The organism is Mesorhizobium sp. M7A.F.Ca.MR.148.00.0.0 (assembly GCF_003997735.1).
Taxonomy (GTDB): Bacteria; Pseudomonadota; Alphaproteobacteria; order Rhizobiales; family Rhizobiaceae; genus Mesorhizobium.
Genome location: NZ_RZTB01000011.1, coordinates 25,074 through 50,652, shown reverse-complemented (window position 1 = coordinate 50,652; position 25,579 = coordinate 25,074). Strand labels below are relative to the sequence as shown.

The window sequence follows — 25,579 nt, the reverse complement described above, 5'->3', positions numbered from 1 at the left end:
ATCTGGTCAGGTCGCTGCGGTTCCAGCCGCTCCGCACATATAGTCACGATCAAGCCTGAACACACGGAGCCCTCCCATGGCCCTCGCCGCCGCCAAATTCCAAACCGATGATACGCTGCTCGACGCCTATTCGACTACGGTTGCCGACGCTGTCGACCGCATCGGTCCGGCCGTCTGCCGCATCGAGCGCGTTGGCGGTCAGGGCGGCCATGGCTCCGGCTTCGTCATTGCGCCGGACGGGCTGGTGGTCACCAACTTCCATGTCGTCGGCGATGCCAGGACAGTACGCGTCTCGATGCCGGACGGCGCCTCGAGAGAGGGTCGTGTTCTTGGCCGCGATCCCGACACCGACATCGCGCTGGTGCGCGCCGACGGCAGCTTTGCCGACGTCGCACCGCTGGGCGATTCCAAACGGCTGCGGCGCGGCCAGATCGCCATTGCAATCGGCAACCCGCTCGGTTTCGAATGGACCGTCACCTCCGGCGTCGTCTCCGCGCTCGGCCGCTCGATGCGCGCCTCCACCGGCCGGCTGATCGACGACGTCATCCAGACCGACGCAGCGCTCAATCCCGGCAATTCCGGCGGACCGCTGGTATCGTCGGCCGGCGAGGTCATCGGCGTAAACACCGCCATGATCCATGGCGCGCAAGGCATCGCCTTCGCGGTTGCCTCCAACACCGCCAATTTCGTCATTTCGGAGATCATCCGCTTCGGCCGCGTGCGCCGCGCCTTCATCGGCGTCTCGGCCGACACCGTCAATCTGCCGAGACGCGCCGCGCTCCTGTCGCAAGTGTCGACGAATACCGCGGTGCGGCTGCGCAGCGTCGAGAAGGATGGCCCGGCGGCCAAGGCCGGCTTGAAGGAGGGCGACATCATCGCCGCAATAGACGGCCGCCCGGTCACCGGTGTCGACGACCTGGTGCGCGTGCTCGACGCCGAGCGCATCGGCCGCGAGACACAATGCACCGTGGTGCGCCGCACCGGCGTCAGCCAGGTGACGGTGACGCCGGTGGCGCGAAGCTAGTGCATGTCGCCCAGAAGTGTGCCGCGGTTCTGGGACAACGAAGACTTTAAGGCCGCCGTTGCTCACTCCCCCTTCGAGGGAGCAACGGGGACATAGGCTCCCTTCAGGAGAGCTACGAGTTGCGCCTGATGATGCGTGCCTGTCTTGTCGAAGATACGACCAAGATACGTGCTGGCCGTGCGATAGGTGATGTTGGCGCTTGTCGCCGCCACACCAAGGCTATCCCCCGATACCAATGCCGCTGCCAATCGCGCCTCGGCCGGCGAGAGGTCGAAAAGGCCCGTCAGGATGGTCGGCGAAGGCACCAGATTCGTCGGGTTGAGAGCCGTGGCTGCGATCAGTATGTCGGCGCCTGAGAGAAGTTCGTGCGCCAGACGGCGAAGAGGGATGAGGTGAACGATCATGGCCTCGCTATTCTCGCTTGGCGCTATGGGCACGGAGCGACCCGACGCAGCGTCACCAGTCCCGCTTGCAATCGCCTGCTGAAACAACTTGTTTGCCTTGGCATCGGCAAGGGCGAGCCCATCACGGGCCGTCGGCACGAACACAAGGGGCAGAGCGTCAAGCAGTTGATTGGTCGCCACAACGCGTCCCCTGCTCGTCATCACCGCGGCCGGCAGGCCGATCGCCCCAAGCGCCGTAGTCGTAGCGCGCGCTCGTTCCAGCCGCAGGCGCGCACCAATCAGGCCGGCGCGCGCCAAATGTGGCCTCATGCGGTTGAGCTGGTCCAATTCGTCTCGGGATGGCCGATCATTGGTCAGCCAACGCTCCATCGTAAACAACAGAACTTCGCCTGTAGGCAGGGATATGAACGTACCGACTTCGCCACCGATTCCCAATGGCAGCGTCCGGTCGAGCCGCGTCCGATTGTTCTCGAGCGCCTCCTTGGGGAAGTAATCCGCGTCGTAGACGAATTCCGAGGGTGGGGGCAGCGTCAGCAGGAGTTGGGAGACACTGCTGCTCTTGACCCCGCCTTCCGCAGAGATGCCCTCCAGTATCGGCCGGACCAGGTCCGACGCGATGAGCATCGGGTCCAGCCGATCATCGAATAAACCCATACCGCCTCCGGCCGAGTTCGACAGTTCGCTCAACCTGTCGAAGACGTCTGGCCATAAATCGGGGACGAACGCCGCTTCATAAATTCGATCGACAAGATCTTCGGTCATTCAATGGTCCGCTCGCCACCTGCACTCGCATGATTGCATCGCACATCTGCTCAGAAATCAAACCTTTCTCGGCTTGGCAATTACCGGATGATCATAAATTGCGTAGGAAACAGCCAACACGAAAACATCGTTCAGGCGCCCACCGCCCCCTCCGCGTACTGCGCCAGAAACGCCTCGCTCGGCGGAATCGGCTTGATGACGTCGATCAGCACGCCATTGGGATCCCGCGTGATGAAATGGCGCTGGCCGAAGGGTTCGTCGCGTAGAGAGCGCAGGATCGGCAGCCCGGCCGCGACGATCCGTTCATAGACCGCATCCGGGTCCCTCACCTCGAAGTTGATCAGCAGGCCCGACGCGCGGCCTCGCCCCTCTTCCGGGATCGTCTCATGATCGCCCTGGACGATGCCGAGATTGACTCTTCTGTCCTCCACCGATTGCAGATGCACATACCAGTCGCTTTCGAATAGCGGCTGGAAGCGAAAATGCTCGATATAGAACGCCGCCGTGCCGGCGACGTCGCCGGTCATCAGCACCGGGTAATAGCTCGTCGTCTTCATCTTTCCTTCTCCCGTGAGTTAACATACAGTCTGCATGTAGATTGAATTAACATACAGGCTGCATGTATGCAACGCGATTCCGCGCGTCGTTCCAACCGTGACCGCACCGAGGCGACGCGCGCCGACCTGATTGCCGCGGCACGAAAGCTGTTCACCGAAAAATCCTATGCCGAGACCGGCACGCCGGAGATCGTCGCTGCCGCCGGCGTCACGCGCGGCGCGCTTTACCATCACTTCGCCGACAAGCAGGCGCTGTTTGCCGCCGTGGTCGAGCAGGAGGCAGCGGCTGTCGCCGAGGAGATCGAGCGCGCCTCGCCGCCATCGCTCAATGCCCGCGACGCGCTCATTGCCGGCTCCGACGCCTATCTCACTGCGATGCGCGCACCCGGCCGCACGCGGCTGCTGCTGCTCGACGGCCCGGCCGTGCTTGGCCGCGCCGCCATGGACGCGATCGACAACCGCCACGGCAACCGTTCGCTGCGCGAAGGGCTGGTCGCGGCGATGCGGGCGCAGACGATGACGAGATTGCCGGCCGACGCGCTGACCGCGCTGCTCGGCTCCGCCTTCGATCGTGCCGCCCTGGCCATCGAGGCCGGTGCGTCAGCTCAGGACTACCGCGCCGTGCTCATGGCACTGATCGATGGCCTGTCTCTTCCTCAGGCACCTCGCCCGGTTCGAACTCGTTGAAGCAGCCGAGCTGGCGCTTGAACTGGTCGATCAGCCAGGCCGCCGCGGGCTTCGGGCTGCGATCGTTGCGGTGCATGGCAAACAGCGGCGAACTCACCTCCCTGAAGGATTCGAGGTCAATTTCGACCAGCCGGCCACTCGCCAGGTCGTCTGCTATCAGCCAGCGCGGCAGCCCGCCCCAGCCCAGCCCCTCGCGCATCAGCATATGCTTGGTGCGCACATCCGTCAGCCGCCAGGTGCGGTAGGCGAAGACGCCGAAGTCGCGCCCCTTGGTGCGCTCCGACTGGTCGGTGACGACAAGCTGCGTGTGTTCGCGCGCATCCTCGATCGCCACCGGCTTCGGCAGCAGAGCCAGCGGATGGCTGGGCGCGGCGGCCAGCACGATCGACATGAAGCCGATGCGCACGAGATGCACATCGACATCGCCCAGCAGGCCGCCAATGCCAAGGTCGGCCTGCCCGCTGACGACATGATCGGGGATCAGGCCGAGCGTACCGATATGCAGGCGCAGCATCACGGTCGGAAACTGCGCCTCGAACGCCTTCAGCACCCGCACCAGCACCGGCGACGGCAACGCTGCGTCGACCGACAGCGCGACTTCAGCCTCGAGCCCTTGATGATGGCCGTCGACGCGCGAGCGGATGCGCTGCAGCACACCGATCATGCGCCGCGCATCCTCCAGCATCGCCCGGCCGATCTCGGTCAATTGCGGCTCGCGGGTACCCTCGCGCTCGAACAGTTTCAGCCCCAGCTGCGCCTCGAGATTGGCTATGCCGTAGCTGATGACGGACTGTGCCCGATTGAGCCTGCGGCCGGCGGCCGAGAAGCTGCCGGCTTCGGCGACTGTCACAAAGATCTGAAGTTGATCGAGCGTCGGATTGGGCTGCATCGTGATATCTAACTTATAGATGGATCGTATAGAAAATATACCAGTTTATTGAATGGATCGAAAGTCCCATATCTGGCGGGACAAATCATTCCAACCGCTGGAGAGCCCAAAATGTCCATTCTTCTCATCACTTCGAGCCCGCGCGGCGCCGCCTCCCATTCGACCCGCATCGCTACCGAATTCGCTGAAAAGCTCGTCGCCGCCGATCCGTCGAACACGCTCGTCGTGCGCGACCTCGTCGCCAATCCGCTCCCCCATATCGACGCCGACTACGCGAGCGGCATCTACGTGCCGGCGGAAGCGCGCACTGCGCGCCAGGCTGAGGTCGTCGGCGTCTCCGATGTCGTGCTCGACGAGCTGTTTGCTGCCGACACCGTGATCCTGGCCACAGGCTTCATCAACTTCAACATCTCCTCAACGCTGAAGTCCTGGGTCGATCATATCTCTCGTTCCGGCAAGAGCTTTTCCTATGGCGAGAACGGCCCCAAGGGTCTCGTCACCGGCAAGAAGGTCTATATCGTGCTGGCTTCGGGCGGCATCTATTCCGAAGGTGCGGCCGTGCAGTTCGATCACGCCATTCCCTACCTGCGCGGCGTGCTCGGCTTCCTCGGCATGACCGATGTCGATGTCATCCGCATCGAAGGCGTCGGCATGGGTCCTGACGCGGTGACCGCAGCGCTCGCCAAGGCGACCGCCAAGGTCGATGCCGTGGTGGCAGCCAGCCAGGGTGTCGCGGCTGCCGCATAGGGAAAAGACTTAAATTGGAGGGCAGGCGCTTGGCGCCCGCCCTTTTTCAATGCGCTCCCGCTTGTTTTCCTGACAGTAAACAGCGCGAAGCGACCAGAGTCCTTTGGGTGTGACTTGACGATCCACCTTGGTTCACTCACAATCACAATGAACCAAGTGGATCGAAACCATGACGGCTTTCACCGTACGCCTCCCCGACGACACGACAAACAGGCTCGACCAACTTGCCGAAAAGCTCGATCGCTCGCGCTCTTATGTGGCCGCCAAGGCCATCGAAGACTTTGTAGCTCGTCAAGAGTGGCAACTCGCTGAGATAGAGGCCGGATTGGCCGAGGCCGAGCGCGGTGAGTTCGCCAGCGAACAAGAGTTGGCCGCCGTGATCGGGAAATACGTCAAGCCCGCCGGCTGATCCATGAGCCGCAAGACAATCCGTTGGACCAAGCGGGCTTTGCGTCGGCTTGGCGAAATCGGCGCGCATATCGAGAAAGACAGTCCCGAAGCTGCCGCCCGTGTCATTGGGCGCATCTTGTCCGCAGCGGAGTTGCTTACCGAACAGCCGGCTATGGGTCGCGTTGGACGCATCAAGGCGACGCGAGAACTCGTTTTGGCCGATATCCCATATATCGTCCCCTATCGCGTAAGCGAAGATGCCGTCGAAATACTTACCGTCATACATGCCGCCCAACAGTGGCCAAAGAGCCTCTGAGCCAACTGGCCGCTGCCTTTCTAGCCGATGAAATGCCTGAGCAACCCCGCCGAAGCGACTCCGATCAGCACAGTCGGCAGCATGGAAAGCCGCGTGGCGGCCACCAGCGTAACAGCCAGCGCCAGAATATCCGCCGGGGACTTCGACACGAAGGCCGGTGCGATGACCGCAATCAGCACGCAACCGGGCGCCGCTTCCATCACCGCCGTGGCACGCCCGCTGAGCGTACGGTTGCGCAGCACGACATAGCCGCCGATGCGCGTGAGATAAGTGACGCCGGCCATCAGCACGATGGTGAAAAAGGTCGTTGCATCGATCATGCATCACTCGCCATCAGCCAGGCCGCGACCAGACCCGACATGGCGCCCGCGGCGACATACCAGGCGCCGGGAACGAAGAGATAGACCAGTGCCGCCACGACCAGGCTGACCAGCCAGGGTCGCGCCGCCGCCATACCCGTCCACATACCGCGCATCAGCACCAGGAATACGGCCGGGAACGCCATGTCGAAACCATAGGTGCCGACGTCGCCGAGCATCGGACCGAGCAAGGCACCCAGCGTGGTGAAGGCCACCCAGGTGAGATACATCGCCAGCGCCGCGCCCATATAGTAGCGCGGGCTGAAGGCCGGCGTGACGCCGGCAGCGGTGCGCTGTTTGGCATCGGCCAGGCCCAGTGCCCAGCTTTCATCGCACATAAAGAAAAGCGCCGGAAACACCTTGCGCCGTGGCAGGTGGCGCAGGAACGGCGCCAGTGCCGCACCCATCAGCAGGTGACGGCTGTTGACCAGGAAGGTGATGGCGACGATGAGCACGATGTGCGGCGGCGACGTCCACAATTGGATCGCCGCGAATTCCGAACCGCCGGCGAAATTCAGTCCTGTCATCATGGACAGTTCGACCGTGCTCAGCCCTTTTTGCGTGGCCTGGGCGCCAAGCACCAGCGCATAGGGGATGGTGCCGAACAGCACCGGCGCGCAGGACGCCACGCCACGGCGGAATTCGGATCGCGAACCATTGCCCGCCGCCTCGACTGCCTGTGAAATGCTCATGTGTCTCCACTGGCGCGCCTCGCGGCCGCCGCTGCCCTGCGTTTGAACTCTCATGATACTGGCGGCAAACATACCCACAATTCTCCGCAATATGGTTGCGAATATTGTTGTACTTCAACTAGGCTCGGCATTGAGTGCCATTAATTTCAAAATAGATGGAATCTAGAGCCATGAAGCTGGATGAGATCGACAAGCGGATCCTGCGGGCGCTGCAGCGCGACGGCCGCATGGCCAACAACGATCTGGCCAAAGAGGTCGGCCTGTCGCCCTCGCCTTGCCTGCGGCGCGTGAAGCTGCTGGAGGAAGCCGGCATCATCGATCGCTACGTCGCAGTGCTGAACCCCGGCAGCATCGGCAAGGGCCTCACCTTCTTCACCCGCATCTGGCTGAAAACGCAGGATGAGGACACGATCGAGCATTTCGCCACCGAAGTCGCCAAGCTGCCGCAGGTGATGGAGTGCTATTTGATGCTCGGCGATTGCGACGCCATGGTGCGCGTGGTGGCGGCCGGCATCGACGATTACCGCCGCTTCCAGTCGGAGCATCTGAGCCGCATCAAGGGCGTGCAGAACGTCAAGACCGACGTCCCCAGCCAGACGATCAAATACACGTCGGAACTGCCGATCTGAGCTGCCGAAAACGGCGTCACGTCAAACTGGATAAAAAATGCAACCGGATTGTAGGATCGAACCCGGTGCCGGCGTCCTTCGGGTGCAAGCAGCGCGCAGCGCTGCCTTTAGGCATGGGAGATTTGAATGAGCCTTTCCTATCGTTGGGTCATCGTCGCCGCTGGCGCGCTGATGTCCTGTGTCGCCATCGGGACGATGTTTTCGCTGGCGATATTCCTGGAGCCGATGGCGATCGACACCAACTGGTCGCGCGCCGGCATTTCCAGCGCCATGACGCTCAACTTCCTGGTGATGGGCCTTGGTGGCTTCGCCTGGGGCGCGATATCGGACCGTTTTGGCGCCCGCATCGTCGTGATGATCGGCGCGGTGCTGCTCGGGTTGGCGCTGGTGCTGGCCAGCCGCGCCGGTTCGCTGCTGAGCTTCCAGATCACCTATGGCGTGCTGGTCGGTCTCGCGGCAAGCGCCTTTTTTGCGCCGATGATCGCGCTGACCACAGGCTGGTTCGACACCAACCGCAGCCTTGCCGTCTCACTGGTCTCGGCCGGCATGGGCGTGGCGCCGATGACGATCTCGCCCTTCGCCCGCTGGTTGATCTCCGCCTATGACTGGCGCACCGCCATGTTCGACATCGGCATTACCGCCTGGGTGCTGCTGTTGCCGGCGGTGCTGCTGGTGCGCCAGCCGCCGAAGCCCGTCTTGGTCGACACCGGCTCCGCGCCGGTTGCCGAAGGTGCCGGCCTGACAGTCGGCCAGGCGCTGCGCTCGCCGCAATTCATCGTGCTCGGGCTGACCTTCTTTGCCTGCTGCGCGGCGCATTCCGGACCGATCTTCCATATGGTCAGCTATGCCATGCTGTGTGGCGTCGCCCCCATGGCAGCGGTCTCGATCTACAGTGTCGAAGGTCTGGCAGGCCTTGGCGGCCGGCTCTTCTACGGCGTGCTGGCCGACCGGCTGGGCGTCAAGCCGGTGCTGATCGCGGGCCTGGCGATCCAGGCGATCGTCATTGCCGCCTATCTGTCGATCAGCCAGCTTGAGCAGTTCTACATGCTGGCCGTTATCTTCGGTGCCACCTATGGCGGCGTCATGCCGCTCTATGCGGTGCTGGCGCGCGAATATTTCGGCCAGCGCATCCTCGGCACCGTGTTCGGCGCCGCCACCATGCTGTCCAGCCTCGGCATGGCGCTGGGACCGCTTGCCGGCGGCATGGTGTTCGATGCCTACGCCAACTATTCCTGGCTGTTCATCGGCTCTGCTCTTATCGGGCTCGGCGCGGTCGGCATCGCCATCGCGTTCCCGCCACTACCGCGCAGGGAACTGCAGCCGGCTTAGTTGGGGTCGACTTCCAAACCTTGCTGGCCAGGCGCGCAATCAGCCTGGCCCGTTCGGTTCGCCGCGGATCCTGTCCTCTGTTTCATCCGTTCCCCCTTGTGCGAGTGCGGAAGTCCACGGCCAACGTTTGCACCAAGCGACGACTTCGCGCACCCATCCACACCAGTGAGGGTACCATTTGAGCCGAAGGCACGCGGCTCCGCCACGGCCAGGCTTGAATGGCAGGCAACGGTCGATGGATCGAAAAGCTCTCTTAAGCATTTAAGCTTTGGCTAATAGTAGCCTCAGGAGAGAAACGATGAAAAAGACGCTGCTCATTTTGAGCCTGCTCATTCCGCTCTCGGCGTGCTCCCGTACCGAACAAGGCGCCGCTGTCGGCGGCTTGGGTGGCGCGGCCGTAGGCGCCGCGGTGGCCGGAGACCCTGTGGAAGGGGCGGTTGTTGGCGGTGCGGTGGGAGCGATAGCCGGGGCCGTCATCGGCCACGCGAGCGAAGCCGGCCAGTGCAGATATCGCGATCGGTACGGCCGGGTTTACGTCGCGCGGTGCCCAGACGGCTACTGATCCAAGGCGCGTGATCTCCTTCGATCACGCGTCTGCCAGGAGTAGTCGAATGGCCTATCGGATCAAAAAGCTGCCGGGTTTCTTGTTTGCCGCTGTCGGCGCTGCCGCAGTGAATATCGCGTCCACGATTGCGATTTCGGCCGCGCCGGTTGATGCGAAGACGATTGCCGATCACTTCTCATCGGTGAAATCCATGTCAGGGGATTTCGTGCAGTCGGGCCCGAAGGCGGAAACAAAACATGGCAGGTTTTTTCTCCAACGCCCGGGCAAGATCCGGTTCAATTATGCTGGCCAATCTGGGATCAGCGTGATTGCGGATGGTAAATCCCTGGTGGTTTACAACAGGAAACTGAAGACATCGCGGCTCTATGCTCTCTCGAAGACGCCGCTGAAGCTGCTGCTCGACAACAAGGTCGACTTCTCCGGCAGTCGCCTCAAGAGCATCAGAGACGACGGCGCCCAAGTTACCGTTAAGCTGGCCGACAGATCGGCTTTCGGCAATTCGAACATCTCCATGGTGTTCGACAGAAAATCGCTCGATCTGCGCAGATGGAGCCTCACCGACGAGAAGGGACTTACCACAACGGTGACTATATCGAATGTGAAGCAGGGCGTTCGCGCTCCCGAGGGCACCTTCGTTATCGATTATGCGGCGAACCGTGAATTCAACACCACAACGAAATAGCGGCGGCCGCAGAATGGTCACAGCACCGGAACCAATATGATCAGCGGCGGTTTAATCCGTGAAGGGACCGGAACCGCAAAGGACGCGGCACAATGATTGAAATTCACAGCATCGAAGCGGCCAACGCCAGACTGCGCATAAGGAGAGCTGAGCACTCTCTGAAGCGCGCGAATGACTTACTCGACGAGGAAGGCGGCGTCGCTCTTAATCTGGCATTGTGCGGCCGGATAAGGGCCGCGAGAAGGCATCTGATCGAGGCCAGGACCCGCCTGATGACGATCGATCCCGCCAGGACGAGTTGATTCGCCGGCGGTCAGGTCAACCCGGACCGAGAGGCCCATCGTGGTGCAAAGGCCGGCATGGTTAGGCAGTGCCCTGCTGGCGGTGATCTACCCAAAAATCCGGTCGCCCTGCTCGTCGACCAGTTGGATGCCCTTCTTGATCGAGATGTCGACGGCATCGTCGAGCCCGGCGAAACGGTCTGCGCGGATGAATTTGTGTTCCTTCGCCACACCGTCGATCTCCTTGGAGACGACGCCGCACGTCTGGTACTGGCCATCCGCCTTGTAGGGCGTGGCGCTGATCAGGAAGCCCTTGTGCTCGACCTGCTTGGCTGGCGCTGGACTCGTCGGCTCAGCCGCCTGGGTCCCGCCGCCACCACCGCCGAAAAGACGCTTCAGAAAAGACATCGGGCTTCCTCCAACAGCATTCATCCCGCACCATGTAGAGTGACGCGGGATGAATTTCACTATCGGTCCTTGGCCCAGCGGGCAAGGGCTGCGTCCGGTCGGCTGGACGAGCTTACTTGTGCGACAGCGCTTCCAGCGCCTCGGCGGCGGCTTCGAGGATGGCGATCGCCTCGGCCTGCTTGTCGGCCGGGGCGTCGACGAAGTCGCCCAGAGCCTCGCGCAGTCGGTGGCGGACTCCGCGGAATTCGTCGCGCGCTTCCGAACGATCCCCGCGGCTACCCCGGCCGCCACGACGCCCGCCCTCTTCACTCTCGTCGTTCCAGCCGAACCAGTCGCGCGCCTTGGCCATTTTGCGGCCGAAGCGCTCGAGATGGTCGAGCACGCCATCGATCATCTCGCGGTTGTCGGCGAGATGCGCCTGACCAGCTTCGGTGATCGAAAACACCTTCTTGTTGCCGTCGGCGGCGGAGGCGGCATAGCCGGCCTCTTCCAGGAAGGTCAGCGTCGGGTAGACCACGCCCGGGCTCGGGCTGTAGATGCCGCTGGTGCGCTCTTCCAGGGCCTTGATGATGTCGTAGCCGTGGCGCGGCGCCTCGGCCAGCAGCGACAACGTGATCAGCTTGAGGTCGCCGTCGGCCAGCATGCGCCCGGCGCGGAACATGTCGCCCGGGCCGCCGCGCCCGCCACCGCGACCGCCCTGCCCGAACGGGCCAAAACCGCCGCCCCCTCTGCCACCAAATTTGCCGGCCATGTGCATGAACATGCGTTCGCCGAAATGATTGTTCCCAAAATGTTTGTGCATTGATTGCTCCTTGAGTTGTATCTTACGATATATCTTAGTTAGGCAAGCCAATCGACGGAGTCAAGATATATCTTACGATGTATCTGAATGCGGCGCCAGAGGCTTGCTTTCACTGGAACGTGCCGCTAGAAGGCCGGCGAGCGCCTCGGCTGCTCCGTAAGCGTCTGACGTCAAGCAACGCATCCAACCCGGTCTTCCGGGCAATTTTGCCGGCCACCGGCGAATGGATGCCAATGCGACGGACCGGACACTTTCAGGGAACACCCGAAATGAATGCAAGATATCAGCGCAGGAAACTGCCTGCGCGCTATGCCGCTGTTCTCAGCCCGCTGGTGCTGTTGCTGTTGATGACCTTCATCGTCTCGTTCATCTCGACGTTGAAAAGCCTTGGCTTCCACCCCGAGCTGCCGTCCATCTGGCTGACCGCCTGGGGTCTGTCGTGGTTGGTGGCGTTTCCGACGCTGCTGCTGGTGCTGCCGATAGTGCGCCGCATCGTCGGCGCGCTGTGCAAGCCGGCCAGCCGATAGCGCGCACGAAAAAGGTCCGGAGATGTCCTCCGGACCTTTTGCCCTGCGGTCATCAATGACGAACCGCTACCAGCGACCCTTGCGGCGGTTCCAGGCATAGAGAAGATCGGCGAAGCGGTCGTAGGCAAAGCGTGTCACCGGCAAGGCAACCGGATTGCCGAACACCATCGCCAGCCAGCCTTCGCCCGGCGTGACCTTCCACACGGCGATGGCAACGTCGGCGCCGACCAGCAGCCTGCCCGCCGCATCGGTGGCGTGCAGCCGGCGGCGGATGTCCTCAAGCGACGCGCCATGTCCGGCAAGCGCTGCCGGTTCAAGATTGATGTCTCGGAACTCGATCCGCCCGGCCTTGACCGCCTCGATCAGCCGCCGCTTCTGCCTGCTGATACCGGCATCGCAGACCGGGCAGCGCGTGTTGTACCAGACGGTCAGCATCTATCCGTGGCCATGCCTGTGGTGCAGGTCGGGATAATGCGGATGCCGGTGGCGCATCGGGGCATGCCGGTGCCAGTGCGAATGCGGCTCGCTCACCGGCCCGTCATGATGGTGCTGGTGGTGCTCGTCATGCACATGGCTGTGCTCGTGTTCCAGTTCCTCATGGTCGTGCTCATGCTCATGGCGTTCCGACAAATGCAGCCATAGGCCAACGCCCATCAGAACTCCGGCGGCCGCAAGCTTGAGCGTGACGGCGTCACCCAGGATGGCGATTGCCAGCAACGCGCCGATGAAGGGAGCGAGCGAGTAATAGGCCCCTGTCCGGGCGGTGCCCAGATGACGCAGCGCCACGATGAACATCACCAGGCTGACCCCAATGCCGAAGAAACCGACTGCGGCGGTCGCTGCAATGACCGACGCCGGGGGAAACAAGGCCCCGCCGGCAAGCGCCAGCCCGACATTGACGACACCCGCCACCAGCCCTTTGAGCATGGCGATCACCACCGGGTCGGTGGCGGAGATCCTGCGCGTGAAATTGTTGTCGATCCCCCAGGCCAGACAAGCCCCTGCCACCATCAGGGCGCCACGGTTGAAGGCGACGCCCTCACCTTGCCACGACAGAAGAATGGCACCCGCCAGAATGGCGAAGGCGCCAAAAAGCAGGCGCCGGTCGACATTCTCGCGATAGACGAGCCAGGCGATCGCCATCGTCGCCAGCCCTTCCAGATTGAGCAGCAGCGCCGAACTGGACGCCGTGTTGAGGGTCAAGCCGAACATCAGCAGCACCGGCGCGATAACGCCGCCCATGCCGATCGCCAGCGCCAGCCAGGGAATATCCCCAGCGGTCAGTTGCGCCTCCCCGGCCACGGCCTGCCTGCCCCGAAGCAGGCGGTACAGAGCGAGGCCAAGACCGGCACCGAGATAGAGCAGCCCGGCCAGCATGAAGGGATTGACGCCATTGAGCAGCAGCTTGCTGAGCGGCGGCGTCGCCCCGAACAGGGCGGCCGAGCCAAGCGCGAGTGGCACGCCGGGCCACAGATGCGAATGGGAATGCGGTTCGGACATGATTTCACCCTATGATGGCAGGTGTGTCACTTGCGGCGCATGGCCGCCTTCGGCCCGACGCACTTGTTGTCGCGAAACAGCGCCCACTCCTCGCAAAGGCGCCCGTTGGGCAAGCGGCAAAACTTATATTCGTTGCCGGCCTTGTCCTTCCTGATCATCGAGCGCCCGCCGATATCGCCACAATGGACGGATGCCGGATTGGCCATGCCGACCGGTTTTTGCGCACTGGCGCCGGCGGAAAACGGCAGCGAGGACAAAGCGGCAAAGCTGGCGACCAATATCGAAACCTTCTTCATCGCGATCTCCCCGGCCGCATTCTATCACGGCGAAGCGCCCCGTCTTGCGGCAAAGCGCCACCAGGCCGGCACCAACCAGCGACTTCGAGAAACCCTGCCGATTCCTTCACCCGAGCGAGGTGATGATCTCGCGGTAGGCTAATTCGGGAAAGGCCTTCAGCGTCCGCGTCCTGACATTGCCCGCTGCCGCCAGCATCAGCGAGAAGCGCGCCAGCACCGCGTCGTCGGGCGCTTCGACCACCGCCACCATATCGTATTCGCCCATGGTCAGGTAGAACGCTTTGAACGATCCGCCCATGTCTCCCAGTTGCCTCCTGGCGGCGTCGAGCCGCTTCGGTGACTCGCGTACGTTCCTGGCACCTTGCTCCGTCCAGTTCATCAGCACGATGTAGCTTGTCATGGCACACCTCCCTCCGGGGCCACGGAGCACGGCGGCTTCGCCGGGGCGGGCATCCGGGTTGTCGCCCAGAAAATGCATCCGATACCGAAATTATCCTCCCGAAGGGCCTCGCCCGCAAGAGTGCGCCCCACAACAAAAAAGGGCGCCATCGGCGCCCTTGAACTTTTTGCATCGGTAAGTCTCAGCTATCCAGGAAGCTGCGCAGCTTGCGCGACCTGCTCGGGTGCTTGAGCTTGCGCAGCGCCTTGGCTTCGATCTGGCGGATACGCTCGCGGGTGACCGAGAACTGCTGGCCGACTTCTTCCAGCGTGTGGTCGGTGTTCATGCCGATACCGAAGCGCATTCTGAGCACGCGCTCCTCGCGCGGCGTCAGCGAGGCCAGCACGCGCGTGGTGGTCTCGCGCAGATTGGCCTGGATCGCCGCGTCGATCGGCAGGATCGCCATCTTGTCTTCGATGAAATCGCCCAGATGCGAATCCTCCTCGTCGCCGACCGGCGTTTCGAGCGAGATCGGCTCCTTGGCGATCTTCAGGACCTTGCGCACCTTTTCGAGCGGCATGGCGAGCTTTTCGGCCAGTTCTTCCGGCGTCGGTTCGCGGCCGATCTCGTGCAGCATCTGGCGCGAGGTGCGCACGATCTTGTTGATCGTCTCGATCATGTGCACCGGAATACGGATGGTGCGAGCCTGATCGGCGATCGAACGCGTGATCGCCTGCCGGATCCACCACGTCGCGTAGGTCGAGAACTTGTAACCACGGCGGTATTCGAATTTGTCGACCGCCTTCATCAGGCCGATATTGCCTTCCTGGATCAGGTCGAGGAACTGCAGGCCGCGATTGGTGTACTTCTTGGCGATGGAGATGACGAGGCGCAGATTGGCTTCGACCATTTCCTTCTTGGCGATCGCCGCTTCGCGCTCGCCTTTCTGCACCTGATTGACGATCTTGCGGAATTCCAGGATCGAGATCGCCGTTTCGGTGGCGAGGTTCTGGATCTCGGCGCGCAGGTCCTTGATCGCATCCTTCTCGTTCTTGGTGAATTCCTTCCAGCCGCGCGAGGTCAGATTGCCGATCGAGCGCGTCCAGTTCGGGTCGAGCTCGGAACCCTGATATTCCTTCAGGAACTCTTCGCGGCGCACGCCGTAGCTTTCGGCCAGCCTGAGCAGCTTGCCTTCGTTCTGCACCAGGCGCTTGTTGATGTCGTAGAGCTGCTCGACCAGCGCCTCGATGCGCGCCGTGTTGAGCGACAGCGACTTCACCGCCTTGATCAGCTGGTCCTTGAGCTCCTTCAGCCGGCGGTCCTGGCTGGGCGACAGCGTGCCGGCGGCGGCCAGACGGTTCTCGACCTGCTGGTCCTGCAGCTTGCGCAGCTTTTTGTAGGTGTCGGCGATAACGTCGAGCGTCTCCATCACCTGGGGGCGGAGTTCCGCTTCCATCGCGGCCAGCGACAGGCTCGCTTCGTCCTCGTCTTCGTCGTCGTCATCCGTCAGCCCACGCGTATCGGCGCCGACATTCGTGATGTCGTCTTCGTCGTCGCGCGAACGGCGCGGCTTGTCCTCGACCTTGGCTTCCTCGACGCGCTCGACCACCGGCGCCTGTTTGGCCTCGGGGCCGGCATAGGTGGCTTCGAGATCGATGATCTCACGCAGCAGGATCTTGGATTCGTTGAGTTCGTCGCGCCAGATGATGATGGCCTGGAAGGTCAGCGGGCTTTCGCACAGACCCGCGATCATCGTCTCGCGGCCGGCCTCGATGCGCTTGGCGATGGCAATTTCGCCCTCGCGCGACAACAGCTCGACCGAGCCCATCTCGCGCAGATACATGCGCACCGGATCGTCGGTGCGATCGGTCGGTTCTTTCTTGGTGGTGGTGGCGGCGACCGCGGTGCCGGTCTGCTCAGCCAACTCGTTGGCGTCTTCCTCGGCATCGGCCGCGGTGTCGGCGGCCTCGGGCTCCTCGCCCTGCTCGTCGTCCTCGACCACGTTGATGCCCATGTCGGACAGCATCGCCATCGTGTCCTCGATCTGCTCGGAGGTCACTTCCTCTGAGGGCAGCACCGAATTCAGCTCGTCCATGGTGACATAGCCGCGCTTCTTGGCGGCCTTGATCATCTTCTTGACAGCATCATCGGAAAGGTCGAGCAGAGGGCCATCGGTGGCGCCTTCGCGTTCGGTTTCGACCTCTTCCTTTTCCTTTGTCGCCATAGTCTTTATCTTCTCCTAGCGGCCGAACTTCAAAGCCGCGTAAGCTGTCGGACCAGTCAAATCGGATGCGCTCGCTTATGAAACGCGCTTCACCGGGCCAGTAACTGCATCAACTCGTTTCGTTTGGTGTATGTCGTTGCCCAAATCGGTTTCCCCTTTTGGGCGACATGCATTAAGTCCAGATTAACCCTGATATCTGTGGCAGGCGGGCTGCCTGTCCAGTGACCAGTACCTCACATCGCTTATTTCCCGTCGACGCGGGTCGGGTTAACGTTTCGAATCGTCCTGATTCCGCCAATCTGCCAGAAGGTCAAGCGCCTCTCGCATGATTCGCATGAAAAAAGCGAATCAATTACCCGACTTAGCCCGTTACGCGCCATTTGGACGCGCAACGACGCTTTCTCAATTCACTCGCTTCCAACTAAGCTCGCCCAGCCCTGCCCGAGGAGACGCCAAACCCTTCGATCAGCGCTTCCGTGGCCTGCACATCCTGGAATTGCGCCTGAATTTCGATCAGATGCCGGTAGTTTTCGTCTGTGGGATCGGTGGCGAGCGCCGCTTCCGCCTGTTTCAGCTCCTTATGTAAGGTGCGCGCGCTGCGCTGCAAGTGCAGCGCCTGGCTGAAAGCATCGCGGGCATCTTCAAGGGCGGCGGTCTCCAGCGCCGGCCATTGCCGCATCCGCCGGATCAGCCCGACGGCCCGCTCCCAGATCTCGGCGCAGCCGGCGCGTTCGATCGTCGCAATCACCGCCTGACGGTCATTGGCCATGTCATGCGCCATTGCATCGAGGATTGCCGCATGCAGCCGCCTCAGGTCGGAGTTGGCGAGATCGAGGAACTCGATATGGGCGAAATTCTCGTCGATCAGCGCCGGATGGTTGATCAACGCGACGATGATCGTCGCCTCGCGCACCGACATCCCCTCGCCGCCGCGCTTGACCAAAGCCGACTGGCCGAGGCTTTCGGTGATCGCAATGCGGCCGCCACCGCCTTTGGCGAACTGCCCGCCGGGCGCGGCCGTCTTGCCCTGGCCCTGTTTCCAGTCCTGCCGACCTTGACGCCCACTGCGCTGCGAGCCGAAGAAGCTCAGCACACGCTCGCGCATCTCCTGCTGGTAGTGGTAGCGCAGGCTTTCGTCGCGGATGCGGCTGGTCAGCTCGCGCAGCGTCTTCTCGAGTTCGGCCCGCCGCTCCGGCGTATCGAAGACGCCGCCCGCCGTCTCACGCATCCACAAAAGGTCGACCAGCGGCCGCGCCTCGGCCAGAACGCTACGAAACGCATCCGGTCCTTCGGCCTTGACCAGATCGTCGGGATCCTTGCCTTCCGGCAGCAGCGCGAAGCGCGCCGAACGGCCGGCCTGCACAGATGGCAGCGCCATGTCGGCGGCCCGCCACGCTGCCTTAAGCCCGGCCTTGTCGCCGTCGAAGCACAGCATCGGCTCCGGCGCCATGCGCCAGAGCAGTTCGAGCTGGTTCTCGGTAAGCGCGGTGCCGAGCGGCGCCACGACATTCTCGAAGCCGGCCTGCGCCAGCGCGATCACGTCCATATAGCCTTCGACGGCGATGACCGTGCCGCCCTTGGCCAAGGCCTTGCGGGCGCGGGCGAAATTATAGAGTACGTTGCCCTTGTGGAAGAGCTCGGTGTCAGGCGAGTTCATGTATTTGGCCAGCGCGTCCGGCTGCAAAGCACGGCCGCCGAAGGCGATGATCTTGCCCCGGGAATCCGGAATCGGGAACATGATGCGGTCACGGAACCAGTCATAGGAAACCGGGATGTCGTCACCGTGGCGCACCAGTCCACAAGCCTCGATGTCGGCCTTGGGCACGCCCTTGGCGGCGAGATGCTCCTTCAGCGCATTGCGGCTGTCGGGCGCAAAACCGAGCCGGAACGATTGCTGCGTCGCCGGCGTCAGTCCGCGGTCGCGCAGATAGGCACGCGCCTTGGCGCCTTCCGGCCCCTGCAGCCGTTCCTGGAAGAAGGTGGTGGCCATCTCCATGACGTCGGTCAGGCTGGCGCGTTCCTTTTCGCGCCGCTCCTCCTGCGCATCGCGAACCGGCATCGGCACACCGGCCATGTCGGCGATCTTTTCGACCGCTTCGGGAAAGCTCATCCCATCGAGTTCGGTGAGGAACTTGAAATGATCGCCCGAAACCGAGCAGCCGAAACAGTGATAGCGGCCCTTCTTGTCCTCGCAGTGGAAGGATGGGCTCTTCTCGCCATGAAACGGGCAGCACGCCCAATAGTCGCCGCGCGGCGCGCTGGTTTTCTTCCTGTCCCACGCAACGCGCTGGCCGATCACCGATGAAATCGGCACGCGGTCGCGTATCTCGTCGAGGAAGGCGGGTGGAAAGCGCATCGGGGAACTCGTTTCCCGATTATATAATCATACCCGCGAAATCCGACGACCCTTAATGCGGGCCATACCCGGTTTCCACAGGCAAAAGAGGCGGCCGTTGCGGGCCGCCTCTTTCCAATATCCGCCTGGGGAGCGATCAGTACGCGGCAAGCGCGCCGAAAATGACGCCGGAGAGCACACCGACCAACACATAGTCGTTGCCGACGCGGATCCATTCCTGGCCGCGGCCGGGACGATGCAGGCCGTAGCGGCCGTAGTCGCGGATCGGCTGGTGCTGTCTCCAGCCTGAATATTTGTGGCCGTTGCGCCAGTTGTTGCGCTTTACGATGACCTTCTTATGGATGACGCGCTTCTGGATGAAGCGCTTCTTGACATCCCTGTTGTTGGGCTTTTGCCAGTCGACCTGGCTCTAGTTCGACTGCGGAGCGTTCGGTGCGTTCAGTGGTGCGGCTTGGCCGGTGAGCGACGTAGCGGCCAGCATCGAGAAAGCGAGTGCGGAAAGGACAATGCGTTTCAAGAGAAGTCTCCTTGGTTGTCGATGCCAGAGGAATAGCGGGCCACCGATGAACCGAAACTGAACGCCTGCATTACAATTGCGTAATGAATTCCTTGATTTACCCGATAGAGCTGAACATAATCGCAAAGGTCAGGAGTCTGTCGCGCTGCTAACTCGGCCTATCCGTTGCTTCGCGCCCGCCCCGCAATGCAACCATTTGCGCGTCCGTCCATTTTCCGACACCGCCCGTCGCGCTGCAACGGCCCTTGAAATCGACAAGATTTTATTATCCGGCTAAAATATTCGAGCTATTATAAGCCACCGCCATGAACATGATTCGTACCCTCGTTTTCCCTTCTGATCGCCACGCCAAACAGGACGCGCATCCTGTTTGCATGCGGGGGACGAAATGAGCGGGTCCGTCGTCCTTCTGCACCTGGCCGGCGCCGTGGCGCTGATGCTGTTTGCCACCCGCATGGTGAAGACCGGCGTCGAACGCGCCTATGGCGACGTGCTGCGCCATCGCCTGCGCGCCACCATGCGCAATCCGATCATGGCGGTGCTGGCCGGCACCGGCCTTGCCATCGCCCTGCAAAGCTCCACCGCCGTCACGCTGCTGGTCGGCTCCTTCGCCGGCTCTGGCATCGTCTCGGGCGCCGCGGGCCAATTGGCAGTGCGCGGCGCCGAGATCGGCTCTGCGCTGGTGGTCAAGCTGCTGACCTTCGACCTCACCTTGCTGGTGCCGCTGTGCCTGATCACCGGCACGGTCATGTTCATGGCCACCGAGCGGCGCGACTGGCGCCAGACCGGCCGCATCCTCGTCGGCATCGGCCTTTTGATCCTGTCGCTGGAGATGATCGGACAGGCGTCTGAGCCGCTGCGCAACAGCCAGCTCATGCCGGTCATCATCAACTACTTCTCGACCGATTCCATCACCGCCTATCTGCTGGCGGCGCTGATCACCTGGCTGTTCCAGTCGAGCATCGCGGCGGTGCTGTTGATGGCGACGCTGGCAGGCCGCGGCCTGATCACGCCTGAACTCGGCGTTGTTCTTATCCTCGGCGTCAACCTCGGCTCCTCGATCATCGCGCCGATGCTGACCCGCTCGTCGAGCCCCGAAGTGCGCGTCGTGCCGATCGGCAATCTCCTGATGCGCGGGCTTGGCTCGCTTGTCATGCTGATCCTGGTCATGATCTTCAGGCCGCACTTCGCCTTTCTCGGTTCGACGGCGGCGGACCAGATCGTCAATGCCCACATCCTGTTCAATGTGCTGATCCTGCTCGCCGGCCTGCCACTGGCAGGGTTTGTCTACCGCGCTTCGGAGAAGATCGTCGCACTTGGCACCAAGCCCGTGCCGGCCGCCTCGCTTGACGTCGTCGAGCTGTCCGCGCTCAACGAAAGCGCGCTCGACGTGCCGAGCCAGGCGCTTGCCAATGCCACCCGCGAGGTGGTGCGGGTCTGCGAGACGATCGAGATCATGCTCAAGCGCATCATCGAACTCTATGAAAGCGCCGACGCCGACAAGATTAAAGCGCTGGCCGCACTCGACGACCGCGTCGACCGCAAGCACGCCGCGATCAAGCTCTACCTCGCCAAGTTGACCAGGAACGCGCTGACCGAGGACGAGGCGCTACGCTGCCAGGAGCTGATCGGCGCCTGCGTCAAGCTGGAGCAGGTCGGCGACATCATCGTGCGCAACATGCTGGTGCATGTGAAAAAGAAGTTCGAGCGCGGACTGGAATTCACCGACGAGGGCTGGGCCGAGCTGTGCGCCTTCCATAGCTCGGTGCTGGCCAATGCGCGGCTTGCCTTCAACGTTCTGGTGTCGCGCGATCCCGAGACCGCCCGCCAGTTGGTGCTGGAAAAAGACCGGCTTCGCGACCGCGAAAAAGAAACCAGCGCCAGCCATTTCGTGCGCCTGCGCGACGGCACTGCCAAGAGCGTCGAGACCAGCTCGATCCATCTCGACACCATCCGCGACCTGAAGCAGATCAATTCGCTGCTGGCCTCGATGGCCTATCCGGTGCTCGAAGAGCGCGGTCTGCTGACTGGATCCAGGTTGAAGGCGAGCTGAGAAGCAGCCGATCTCCCCCCTCGTGAGGGAGATTGGCGCTTCATCGCCTCGCGCCCCCACTGAAGAAAACCTAAACTCGCGACAAAAATTTCTGGATTGCCCGCGACGCTCATCCGTGGTTTGAGGCCGTTCCAGCTAAGGCTTCCCCATGTCGCTTCCGCTCATTGCGCTGTTCATTGCCGCCTTTGCCTTCGGCACCACTGAATTCGTCATTGCCGGCGTGCTGCCGCAAGTGGCGCACGGTCTTGGCGTCTCGGTTCCCTCGGCCGGCTATCTCGTCTCCGGCTATGCCTGCGGCATCGCCATCGGCGGTCCACTGCTGGCGCTCGCCACCAAGTCGCTGTCGCGCAAGAGCCTGCTGCTCGGCCTCGCCATCGCCTTCACCATCGGCCAGGCGGCTTGCGCGCTGGCGCCCGACTTCACCTCGATGCTACTGTTGCGCATTGCCGTGGCGGTCGCGCATGGCGCCTATTTCGGCGTCGCCATGGTCGTCGCCGTCGGTCTCGTGCGCGAGGACCAGCGCGGCATGGCTGTCGCCGTCATCCTGTCTGGCCTCACCGTCTCCAACGTCATCGGCGTGCCGGCCGGCACCGCGATCGGCAACATCTGGGGCTGGCGCGCCACCTTCTGGGTGATGTGCGCGCTCGGCGTGGCGGCGACGCTTGCCATGGCAGCCCTGTTGCCGCGCACCACCGGCTCATCGGCCAGGCCCGCCGGTTTCGCCCGCGAGGTCCGTGTGCTGGCCCGCCAGCAGGTCTGGACTTCGCTGATCCTGATGCTGATGCTGATGATCGGCCAGTTCGGCCTGTTCACCTACATCACCCCGACACTGCTGGAGGTCACCGGGCTCGACGAGAACCTGGTGCCGTGGGTGCTGCTGCTCAACGGCGTCGGCGCCACGCTCGGCGTCTTCCTCGGCGGCAAGCTGTCCGACTGGAAGCTGATGCCGTCATTGATCACCATGCTGGCCCTGCAGGCGGTGACGCTGGCCGTCATCTACGCCGTCAGCCCCTATCCCCTGCCGATGGTTGTGGCGATCGTCGTCTGGGGCGGCCTCAACTTCGCCATCGGCACACCGATCCAGACCCGCATCCTGGCCTGGACGGCGGACGCCTCGAACCTCGCCTCGTCGCTCATTCCGTCCGGCTTCAATGTCGGCATCGCGCTGGCCGCGTCGTTGGGCGCCGCGATGCTGAACAGCGGCTATGGCTACCGCAGCCTGCCGCTGCTGGGCGCCATAGCCATGCTGGTCGCCGTCGCGGTGGCGCTGGCATCCTATGTCTGGGAAGGGCGCAGCCACGCCACGCCGCCGCTGACGGCTCCGGCGGAATAGACCACTTCACCCGCGCCAGCGCAGCAGGCGCATGGCGTTGGCGGTGACCAGCACCGTGGCGCCGGTATCGGCCAGGATCGCCGGCCACAGGCCGGTGATGCCCAAAATGGTGGTGACCAGGAACACCGCCTTCAAGCCGAGCGCAACGCTGATGTTCTGGCCGATATTGGCCATCACCGCCCGCGACAGTCTTACCATGCGCACGACGTCCATGACGCGGCCATGCAGGATTGCCGCATCGGCGGTCTCCAGCGCCACATCGGTGCCGCCGCCCATGGCGATGCCGATGTCGGCGGCGGCGAGCGCCGGTGCGTCGTTGATGCCATCGCCGACCTTGGCGATCTTCAGCCCTTCGCGCTGCAATTCACCGATGATGCGCTGCTTGTCCTGAGGCAACAGCTCCGCCCGAGCCTCGATGCCGAGCGAAGCGGCAATGGCTTGCGCCGTGCGGCGATTGTCGCCGGTCAGCATGATCGTGCGGATGCCTTCGGCCTTAAGCGCCGCAATGCCGGCCGCCGCATCCGGTCGCGGCTCGTCGCGCATGGCGATCAGCCCTGCCACCACGCCGTCGGCGACCAGCACTGACACGGTCTTGCCCTGCCCGTTGAGGCTGTCGACGGCGAGGCGCTGCACTTGCGTCATGTCGGCGCGTTCGCCCGCCGCCGGACCGGAGCCGAGGAAGACGGCGACGCCACCGACGCTGCCCTCGATACCTTTGCCCGAGATCGCCTTCGCCGCCAGAGCCGGCGGCACCGGCGCACCATCAGCCTTGGCCCTGTCGAGGATCGCCATGGCCAGCGGATGGCTGGAACCCTGCTCGAGCGCTGCCGCTAGCGCCAGCACGGTGCGTTCATCGCGGCCATAGGCCATGATGTCGGTCACCACGGGCCTGCCCGCGGTCAGCGTGCCGGTCTTGTCGAAGGCCACCGCCGTGATCCGGCGAAACCCTTCCAGCACCGCACCGCCTTTCATCAGCAGGCCACGCCGCGCGCCGGTCGCAAGGCCAGCGGCGATTGCCGCCGGCGTCGAGATGACGAGCGCGCAGGGGCAACCGATCAGCAGGATCGCCAGGCCCTTGTAGATCCATTCGTTCCAGTCGCCGCCAATGAGCAGCGGCGGCAACAGCGCAACCAGCGCGCCGACCGCCAGCACCGCCGGGGTGTAGGTGCGCGAGAAGCGGTCGATGAAGCGTTCGGTCGGTGCCTTGGCTTCCTGCGCCTCCTCCACCAGCCGCACGATGCGGGCGATGGTGTTGTCAGACGCGGCCGCCGTCACGCGAACCCTGAGCACGCCGTCTGTGCTAATGGTGCCGGCAAAGACGGCGTCAGCGACACCCTTGCGCTTTGGCGTGCTCTCGCCGGTCACCGGCGCCTCGTCGATATCGCTCGATCCCTCGATGATCTCGCCATCGGCCGGGATGCGGTCGCCCGGCCGCACCAAGATGATGTCGCCGACGCCGAGCCGTTCGGCAGGAACTTCCGATGTGCCGCTCGCGCGCTCGACCAAGGCCGTCTTCGGCACCAGGTCCGCAAGTCCCTGGATGCTCGTCCGCGCCCGGCCGGCTGCGACACCTTCCAGAAGTTCGCCAATCAGGAACAGCACCACCACGGCGGCTGCCTCTTCCGTGGCGCCGATCATCACGGCGCCTATCGCCGCTATGGTCATCAGCATCTCGATCGAAAACGGCGTGCCGGCCAATGCCGCCATCAGCGCGCGCCGCCCGATCGGCACCAGGCCGACCAGCAGGGCGGCAAGGAAGACCCAGCGCTCCGCCACTGGGAACAGATGGCCGATGCCATAGGCGGCGAGAAGCGCTGCCGCGCAGGCCAGCGTCAACACCGTCCGGCGGGAACGCCACCACCCCTGCCCCGGCTCGGCGTGGCCATGATCGTGGCCTTCATGGTCATTGGGGACGTGATCGGCGTGCGCCTTGTCTGAGATCGGCGATACGTGCGCCTCGGCCTTGACGATGCCGTAGCCGAGCCGCGCCACCTGCCGCAGCACCTTGTCTTCCGGCAGCGCGCCGCCGTGGCTGACCGTCATGCTGGCGCCGGTCACCGAAACCGAGACATCGGCGACGCCGTCGAGGCGACGCACCGCCGTATCGATCTTGGCCGCGCAGGAGGCGCAGTCCATGCCGCCGATCTTGAACCGTGTCTGCCCGATTGTTTCCTGCTTGAGGAGCGTCGTCATCACATCACCTGCCTGTCTTGCCCGCGCGGCGTCGCCGTATGGTCTTGAATGCTGATGTCAGGCATTGTAATTGCTCTAGTGACTAGAGCTTCAAGAGGCAAATTCAAGTTTTCCATCGGTGATCTCTCGCGCCGCACCGGGGTCAAGGTGCCGACCATCCGCTATTACGAGCAGATGGGCCTTGTTGCCGCACCCGAGCGTTCGGAAGGCAACCAGCGCCGCTATTCCAGGCAGGAGCTGGAGCGGTTGGCCTTCATCCGCCACGCCCGCGACCTCGGCTTCGCCGTCGAGGACATCCGCTCCCTGATCGAGTTGAGCGGCCACCCCGAGCAGCCCTGCGGCCACGCCGACAAGATCGCCGAGGAGCAACTGATCTCGGTGCGGGAAAAGATTGCCCAGTTGAATCGGCTCGAGGCCGAGCTCGAACGCATCGCCACGTGCTGCAATGGCCAGACGGTCGGCGACTGCTACGTCATCCGCGCGCTATCGGATCATGCGCTGTGCGCCGATGAGCATGGTTGAGAGGTGCGAAGGACAAACTTGCGCGTCAAAGTCGGCGCCGAGTTCGAAATGAGGGGGTGAACTCAATCCGACGAGATCACCCCGCAACGATCTCGCCCGGCGAGGCACGGTCCACCAAAGCGCAGTCTCTTACGACAAGGGCCGCGCTCCCATCGC

At 63.3% G+C, this 25,579-nt stretch carries 28 protein-coding genes and 1 pseudogene; 14 read left to right on the top strand and 15 right to left on the bottom strand.

The genetic code is table 11. The annotated features are described in order from the left end of the window. The first annotated feature begins 76 nt into the window (after positions 1-76). Positions 77-1,024: a trypsin-like peptidase domain-containing protein gene (locus tag EOB49_RS06555; protein ID WP_127318378.1), complete on the top strand. Its 948-nt coding sequence runs from the start codon at positions 77-79 to the stop codon at positions 1,022-1,024. 62 nt (positions 1,025-1,086) lie between these two features. Here the strand turns inward: EOB49_RS06555 and EOB49_RS06550 are convergent, their stop codons facing one another. Together EOB49_RS06550 and EOB49_RS06545 are read right to left on the bottom strand one after the other, a co-directional pair. After that, entirely contained in the window at positions 1,087-2,190 is a 1,104-nt protein-coding gene (locus EOB49_RS06550; RefSeq protein WP_127380528.1) for a helix-turn-helix transcriptional regulator, read from the bottom strand. Positions 2,191-2,321: 131 nt separating this feature from the next. Continuing rightward, complete coding sequence (locus EOB49_RS06545) at positions 2,322-2,747, bottom strand: VOC family protein (protein WP_127380527.1); 426 nt, start codon at positions 2,745-2,747, stop codon at positions 2,322-2,324. A 66-nt stretch (positions 2,748-2,813) separates the two neighbouring features. Between EOB49_RS06545 and EOB49_RS06540 the strand changes: the two genes are divergently transcribed. Beyond that, positions 2,814-3,434, top strand: coding sequence for a TetR/AcrR family transcriptional regulator (locus EOB49_RS06540; protein WP_127380526.1), 621 nt, complete (start codon positions 2,814-2,816; stop codon positions 3,432-3,434). Here the strand turns inward: EOB49_RS06540 and EOB49_RS06535 are convergent. Beyond that, complete coding sequence (locus tag EOB49_RS06535) at positions 3,373-4,323, bottom strand: LysR family transcriptional regulator (protein ID WP_127326301.1); 951 nt, start codon at positions 4,321-4,323, stop codon at positions 3,373-3,375. The two genes, EOB49_RS06540 and EOB49_RS06535, sit on opposite strands and share 62 nt — an antisense overlap. A 111-nt stretch (positions 4,324-4,434) precedes the next feature. Here EOB49_RS06535 and EOB49_RS06530 point away from each other — a divergent pair, with 111 nt between their 5' ends. From EOB49_RS06530 to EOB49_RS06520, 3 genes are all read left to right on the top strand, one after another. Then, positions 4,435-5,070, top strand: coding sequence for an FMN-dependent NADH-azoreductase (locus EOB49_RS06530; RefSeq protein ID WP_127268106.1), 636 nt, complete (start codon positions 4,435-4,437; stop codon positions 5,068-5,070). Positions 5,071-5,239: 169 nt separating this feature from the next. Next, complete coding sequence (locus EOB49_RS06525; protein ID WP_127256140.1) at positions 5,240-5,479, top strand: CopG family ribbon-helix-helix protein; 240 nt, start codon at positions 5,240-5,242, stop codon at positions 5,477-5,479. Positions 5,480-5,482: 3 nt separating this feature from the next. Beyond that, positions 5,483-5,776, top strand: coding sequence for a type II toxin-antitoxin system RelE/ParE family toxin (locus EOB49_RS06520; RefSeq protein WP_127268105.1), 294 nt, complete (start codon positions 5,483-5,485; stop codon positions 5,774-5,776). Between the two features lie 20 nt (positions 5,777-5,796). Here EOB49_RS06520 and EOB49_RS06515 read toward each other — a convergent pair whose 3' ends face one another. Both EOB49_RS06515 and EOB49_RS06510 read right to left on the bottom strand, forming a co-directional pair. Continuing rightward, a complete protein-coding gene (locus tag EOB49_RS06515; RefSeq protein WP_127326299.1) occupies positions 5,797-6,096 on the bottom strand; it encodes an AzlD family protein in 300 nt (99 codons plus the stop codon). Further along, positions 6,093-6,827, bottom strand: coding sequence for an AzlC family ABC transporter permease (locus EOB49_RS06510; RefSeq protein ID WP_127321867.1), 735 nt, complete (start codon positions 6,825-6,827; stop codon positions 6,093-6,095). Before EOB49_RS06510 ends, EOB49_RS06515 begins: the two co-directional genes overlap by 4 nt. A 170-nt stretch (positions 6,828-6,997) precedes the next feature. On the opposite strand from EOB49_RS06510, the gene EOB49_RS06505 reads away from it, so the two are divergent. The 5 genes from EOB49_RS06505 (at position 6,998) to EOB49_RS06485 (ending at position 10,334) form a co-directional block, all read left to right on the top strand. Further along, positions 6,998-7,456: an Lrp/AsnC family transcriptional regulator gene (locus tag EOB49_RS06505; RefSeq protein WP_127268102.1), complete on the top strand. Its 459-nt coding sequence runs from the start codon at positions 6,998-7,000 to the stop codon at positions 7,454-7,456. 126 nt (positions 7,457-7,582) lie between these two features. Next, positions 7,583-8,785, top strand: a complete 1,203-nt coding sequence (locus EOB49_RS06500; protein ID WP_127321868.1) for an MFS transporter — start codon at positions 7,583-7,585, stop codon at positions 8,783-8,785. Positions 8,786-9,083: 298 nt separating this feature from the next. Continuing rightward, entirely contained in the window at positions 9,084-9,347 is a 264-nt protein-coding gene (locus EOB49_RS06495; protein ID WP_127268100.1) for a YMGG-like glycine zipper-containing protein, read from the top strand. A 49-nt stretch (positions 9,348-9,396) separates the two neighbouring features. Further along, complete coding sequence (locus EOB49_RS06490; RefSeq protein ID WP_127380525.1) at positions 9,397-10,032, top strand: outer membrane lipoprotein carrier protein LolA; 636 nt, start codon at positions 9,397-9,399, stop codon at positions 10,030-10,032. A 92-nt stretch (positions 10,033-10,124) separates the two neighbouring features. Beyond that, positions 10,125-10,334: a hypothetical protein gene (locus tag EOB49_RS06485; protein ID WP_127326295.1), complete on the top strand. Its 210-nt coding sequence runs from the start codon at positions 10,125-10,127 to the stop codon at positions 10,332-10,334. Positions 10,335-10,421: 87 nt separating this feature from the next. Here the strand turns inward: EOB49_RS06485 and EOB49_RS06480 are convergent, their stop codons facing one another. Next, positions 10,422-10,721, bottom strand: a complete 300-nt coding sequence (locus EOB49_RS06480; RefSeq protein WP_127380524.1) for an HlyU family transcriptional regulator — start codon at positions 10,719-10,721, stop codon at positions 10,422-10,424. Between the two features lie 112 nt (positions 10,722-10,833). Further along, positions 10,834-11,523: a PadR family transcriptional regulator gene (locus tag EOB49_RS06475; RefSeq protein ID WP_127380523.1), complete on the bottom strand. Its 690-nt coding sequence runs from the start codon at positions 11,521-11,523 to the stop codon at positions 10,834-10,836. A 269-nt stretch (positions 11,524-11,792) separates the two neighbouring features. Between EOB49_RS06475 and EOB49_RS06470 the strand changes: the two genes are divergently transcribed. Beyond that, positions 11,793-12,050 (top strand): DUF2798 domain-containing protein, encoded by a 258-nt coding sequence (locus tag EOB49_RS06470; RefSeq protein WP_127380522.1) that lies wholly within the window; start codon positions 11,793-11,795, stop codon positions 12,048-12,050. A 66-nt stretch (positions 12,051-12,116) separates the two neighbouring features. Here the strand turns inward: EOB49_RS06470 and EOB49_RS06465 are convergent, their stop codons facing one another. The 7 genes and pseudogenes from EOB49_RS06465 to EOB49_RS38770 form a co-directional block, all read right to left on the bottom strand. After that, positions 12,117-12,485, bottom strand: coding sequence for a DCC1-like thiol-disulfide oxidoreductase family protein (locus EOB49_RS06465; protein ID WP_127326291.1), 369 nt, complete (start codon positions 12,483-12,485; stop codon positions 12,117-12,119). Further along, positions 12,486-13,550 carry a DMT family transporter gene (locus tag EOB49_RS06460; protein ID WP_127380521.1) on the bottom strand — a complete coding sequence of 355 codons (1,065 nt, stop codon included), beginning with the start codon at positions 13,548-13,550 and terminating at the stop codon, positions 12,486-12,488. 26 nt (positions 13,551-13,576) lie between these two features. Then, positions 13,577-13,846, bottom strand: coding sequence for a DUF333 domain-containing protein (locus EOB49_RS06455; protein ID WP_127380520.1), 270 nt, complete (start codon positions 13,844-13,846; stop codon positions 13,577-13,579). A gap of 106 nt (positions 13,847-13,952) precedes the next feature. Further along, a complete protein-coding gene (locus tag EOB49_RS06450) occupies positions 13,953-14,246 on the bottom strand; it encodes a GYD domain-containing protein (protein ID WP_027039270.1) in 294 nt (97 codons plus the stop codon). Between the two features lie 181 nt (positions 14,247-14,427). Further along, positions 14,428-16,449: an RNA polymerase sigma factor RpoD gene (gene rpoD / locus EOB49_RS06445; protein WP_013530149.1), complete on the bottom strand. Its 2,022-nt coding sequence runs from the start codon at positions 16,447-16,449 to the stop codon at positions 14,428-14,430. A gap of 421 nt (positions 16,450-16,870) precedes the next feature. After that, positions 16,871-18,805: a DNA primase gene (dnaG, locus tag EOB49_RS06440; protein WP_127380519.1), complete on the bottom strand. Its 1,935-nt coding sequence runs from the start codon at positions 18,803-18,805 to the stop codon at positions 16,871-16,873. 136 nt (positions 18,806-18,941) lie between these two features. Continuing rightward, a pseudogene (locus EOB49_RS38770) lies at positions 18,942-19,322 on the bottom strand (RcnB family protein). Between the two features lie 388 nt (positions 19,323-19,710). Here EOB49_RS38770 and EOB49_RS06430 point away from each other — a divergent pair. After that, entirely contained in the window at positions 19,711-21,375 is a 1,665-nt protein-coding gene (locus EOB49_RS06430; protein ID WP_127322913.1) for a Na/Pi cotransporter family protein, read from the top strand. A gap of 148 nt (positions 21,376-21,523) precedes the next feature. Next, the gene (locus EOB49_RS06425) at positions 21,524-22,708 is read left to right on the top strand and encodes an MFS transporter (RefSeq protein WP_127380518.1); all 1,185 of its coding nucleotides are present in this window, start codon (positions 21,524-21,526) and stop codon (positions 22,706-22,708) included. A gap of 6 nt (positions 22,709-22,714) precedes the next feature. Here the strand turns inward: EOB49_RS06425 and EOB49_RS06420 are convergent, their stop codons facing one another. Further along, the gene (locus EOB49_RS06420; protein ID WP_127380517.1) at positions 22,715-24,901 is read right to left on the bottom strand and encodes a heavy metal translocating P-type ATPase; all 2,187 of its coding nucleotides are present in this window, start codon (positions 24,899-24,901) and stop codon (positions 22,715-22,717) included. Between the two features lie 78 nt (positions 24,902-24,979). Between EOB49_RS06420 and EOB49_RS06415 the strand changes: the two genes are divergently transcribed. After that, positions 24,980-25,423 carry a helix-turn-helix domain-containing protein gene (locus tag EOB49_RS06415; RefSeq protein WP_245472554.1) on the top strand — a complete coding sequence of 148 codons (444 nt, stop codon included), beginning with the start codon at positions 24,980-24,982 and terminating at the stop codon, positions 25,421-25,423. The last annotated feature ends 156 nt before the right edge of the window (positions 25,424-25,579 follow it).